Origin of the sequence: Mesorhizobium sp. M7A.F.Ca.CA.002.04.1.1 (assembly GCF_004022805.1) — a bacterium.
GTDB classification, from domain to species: domain Bacteria; phylum Pseudomonadota; class Alphaproteobacteria; order Rhizobiales; family Rhizobiaceae; genus Mesorhizobium; species Mesorhizobium ciceri.
The window spans coordinates 1-1,752 of sequence record NZ_RZPL01000951.1 but is presented as its reverse complement, the minus strand read 5'-3'; the positions used below and the strand labels follow the sequence as shown (position 1 = coordinate 1,752).

The 1,752-nt window shown below is 67.6% G+C and carries 2 protein-coding genes and 1 pseudogene; all 3 read right to left on the bottom strand.

Features of this window, described 5'->3' with window-relative positions; all coding sequences use genetic code 11:
- A partial coding sequence (locus tag ENZ75_RS30880) for a nicotinate-nucleotide--dimethylbenzimidazole phosphoribosyltransferase (protein WP_164888140.1) occupies window positions 1-511 on the bottom strand: 511 nt, incomplete at its 3' end.
- Between the two features lie 52 nt (window positions 512-563).
- On the bottom strand, window positions 564-1,340 hold the full coding sequence (gene cobS, locus ENZ75_RS30875) for an adenosylcobinamide-GDP ribazoletransferase (RefSeq protein WP_063168249.1): 777 nt from the start codon (window positions 1,338-1,340) through the stop codon (window positions 564-566).
- 3 nt (window positions 1,341-1,343) lie between these two features.
- Window positions 1,344-1,752 (bottom strand): annotated as a pseudogene (locus ENZ75_RS30870) (cobyrinic acid a,c-diamide synthase); the annotation flags it as partial.

Genomic DNA, 1,752 nt, shown 5'->3' with positions numbered 1-1,752 from the left:
CTGCCGGCGTGGTGTTGCCGATACCCATTTCGCCGAAGCAGATAAGGTCCAGATCCTTCGTCACCGCATCATAGCCGGCCGAGACCGCCGCCAGAAAGGCCGCTTCGTCCATTGCCGGACCTTGGGTGAAGTCGCCGGTCGGATGGTCGAGATCGAGCGGGATGACGTCGAGTTCGGCGCCGGCCATGCGGGCAAGCTGGTTGATGGCGGCACCGCCGCCAGCGAAATTCGCCACCATCTGCACGGTGACTTCCGAGGGATAGGCCGACACACCTTGCGCGGTGACGCCGTGGTTGCCGGCGAAGACGAAAACCTTGACGCGGTCGAGTTTCGGCATGTCGCGGCCCTGCCAGCGCGCCAGCCACGCGGCGATGGTCTCGAGCCGGCCGAGGCTGCCTTGCGGCTTGGTCAGCGTGTCCTGGCGGCGGGCGACCGCATTGGCCGCGGCATCGCTGCCAGCCGGCAGGTCGAGGCAGGCGGCGCGCAATTCACTAAGGGATTTGAAGGGCATGGGGGCAAAGTCTCCGAAAAGGAATCAGGCCGCGAGAATCAGGCCAAAGGGATCAGGAAAGCGCTACGGAAGCGACGAGCAGCACCGCGATCTCGCTTGCCTGCTGCAAGGCGCCGATCGTGTCGCCGGTCTGGCCCTCGATCTGGTTGAAGCAAAGGGCGCGGAATGCGGCAAACAGCAGGCCAAGCAGGATCAGCGCGAAGACGGCGCCGCCCAGCCCGAGCAAGAGAAGCGGGATCGCGCCGAGCAAGGCGCCGGCTATGGCGGTTTCCTGCGAGACGGTGCCGGCGTCGACCGAGAGGCCGTCGACGCGCGCTGGAGGCAAGAGATGCATGAAGGCGCCAAGCAGGCCGCGCGAGGCCGCGTGTGCGGCCAGGAGGGCAAACAGGGCCTGTGTGGGATCGACGAACTCCGACAGCGCGCTCCAGCGGACCAGCAGCGACAGAGCCAGCGCCGCCGCACCATAGGCGCCGATGCGGCTGTCGCGCATGATCTCAAGTTTGCGGCCGCGCGATTTGCCGCCGCCAAAACCGTCGGCGACGTCGGACAGGCCGTCCTCATGCAGGCAGCCGGTGGTGAGCAGGGTTGCCATAAGGGCAAGTGCGGCCGCCGGCCCCATGGCAAGGCCGAACCGTTCCGCCGTGGCAAAAACGATGGCGCCGATCAGGCCGACGACGAGACCGGCGATGGGGGCGGCCCAGATCGCCGCGGCAAGGCTGCGGCCGCGAAAATCGAAGACGGGCAGCGGCAGCCTGGTGAAGAAGACCAGGCAGAGCGCGATGTCGTCGACGGCCTGCCGTGGTGAAAGGGCCAGATTCCCGAATTTCATGCTCTAGCCCCTCGCGATCGCATGGAAGAAGGTGCCGCTGACATGGCCGCGCCGGTAGCCCGAGGCGCCGATCGGATTGCCCTGGCCGTCGGCAAGGTCGGCCAGCGGCTCGTCATTGCCGGTGGCCGTCATCTGCGCATAGTGGAATTCGTGGCCCCGGATCAGCGCGGCCTGTGCACCCAGCGGACAATCGGCACGCAGCCGCGCCTCGCGGTAGCCGAGGTTCATCTTGCGCCTGGCGAAGCTGGTGGCATGGCCGAGCAGGCCGAGCATCGCATGCGTTTCGCCCGACGCGTCCTCCAGGGCTTCGCCGAGCACCATGAAGCCACCGCACTCGCCATGGATGGGCTTCGTCGCGGCGAAACGCGCCATGCCGGCGCGGAAAGTCGCGGCGGCGGCGAGCTTGCCGGCG

Bases quoted from the DNA above. Each gene is read 5' to 3' on its own strand.
- cobS (WP_063168249.1), bottom strand. From the start codon at position 1,340: ATGAAATTCGGGAATCTGGCCCTTTCACCACGGCAGGCCGTCGACGAC.